This is a genomic window from Microbacterium resistens NBRC 103078, assembly GCF_001552355.1.
In the GTDB taxonomy this organism is placed as follows: Bacteria; Actinomycetota; Actinomycetes; order Actinomycetales; family Microbacteriaceae; genus Microbacterium; species Microbacterium resistens.
The window spans coordinates 1-1,383 of sequence record NZ_BCRA01000218.1 but is presented as its reverse complement, the minus strand read 5'-3'; the positions used below and the strand labels follow the sequence as shown (position 1 = coordinate 1,383).

General features: G+C 69.3%; 2 protein-coding genes. One reads left to right on the top strand and one right to left on the bottom strand.

Annotated elements, in window-relative coordinates; genetic code table 11:
• On the bottom strand, positions 1-455 hold a 455-nt coding region (locus MR1_RS19100), incomplete at its 3' end, for a PadR family transcriptional regulator (protein ID WP_084344963.1).
• Between the two features lie 169 nt (positions 456-624).
• Here MR1_RS19100 and MR1_RS19095 point away from each other — a divergent pair.
• Complete coding sequence (locus MR1_RS19095) at positions 625-1,128, top strand: hypothetical protein (RefSeq protein ID WP_067250881.1); 504 nt, start codon at positions 625-627, stop codon at positions 1,126-1,128.
• Positions 1,129-1,383: the final 255 nt, after the last annotated feature.

Here is a 1,383-nt window from a genome sequence, read left to right as displayed (position 1 = left end):
AGCGCGGTGTGCGAGCGTCCGCGCTCGCCCTCGCGCGTGCCGCCGCCGCTGCCCTCCCACGGCGCGGGCCGGTCCGCGGCCTCGTCGGCGACCTCGCGCCCGTCATCGGTGAGGGAGTACGTCTTGCGGCCGCGGAGTTCCTCGGCCACGATCAGGCCCTCGTCCGCGAGGAGCTGGAGCGTCGGGTACACCGATCCGGCGCTGGGCTTCCACGCCCCGCCGCTGCGCTCCTCGATCTCGTGGATGATCTGGTAGCCGTGCATGGGCTGCTCGGCCAGGAGCGCGAGCACCGCCGCACGCACGTCCCCGCGCGCCATGCGGGTGGGTGCACTGGGGCGCTGGTCGAACGCGGATCGGAGCTGCTCCATCGCCTCCCAGATCGCCGCGCCGGGACCGCCCCGACCGCCCAGCCCGCCGAAACCGCCGAACCCCTCGGAACCGAATGCGCCGCTCATCATGACCTCCCGTGTCGGATCGTGAACGATACTCAACGATATGTCGTTAACTGTCGCCGGGGAAGAGGCCGCCGGGACGAGCAGGCCTGATCCCGGCACTCAATGCACGGAGCCCTGACGCGTTGCGACCGAGGCAGTCTCGTCCACGACAGCGGTCCATGATGGCTCCATGGAACCGATATGGCTCTACGTGTTTAGCGAGACTGTCCCGAACTGGCTCATGGCGCTCAGTGCGGCCGCCGCCTTCGCCACCTTCGTGTGGCGCCGACACGACAAGAGAGAGGAACGCGCGCTCCGCGTCGAGGACCTTGGCGAGAAGGTGCACGCTCGATGGATCATCCGTCGCTCACCGGACTCGGAGAAAGACGAATGGGGCCTGCTGATCACCAACGGACTCGAGACCCCGGTACGGGACATATCGATCGAGTGCCAGGGAAACCGCTACTCATCGACCTATCTCCACCGTCAGGTCGCTCCGGGGCAGCATTTTGCCCAGTCCCTTCCCACACGCCAACAACCGTGGGGCTGGGCCGAGCCGATTGCCTCGGCCGAGATCAGGGACAACGTCACGCCCGGAAATCACGATGTCCTCCGGATGTGGTTCACCGCTCGCGCCCGACAGTACGTCCGTGACGCTGATGGAACGGTCCGATTGGTCGAGACAGACGTGTGACTGATCCACGGGGTCGGTACGGGGAATCCCGCACCCGGCGCCGCGGGGATCGGCGGCGAAGGAGCGCGGCGGGCGAGCGGGCGGGGGCGCGTCGGTAGACTCCGGCCGACGGAAGGGGACGATCCATGGCGTGGGTGGAGGTCGTCCCGCAGATCCTCGTCGCCCTCGCGATCCTGTTCCTTCCGGGAACGGCGTGCGCCCTGCTGCTCGGCGTCCGCGGGGCGCTCGCGGCCGGCGCCGCCCCGGCCGCGTCCC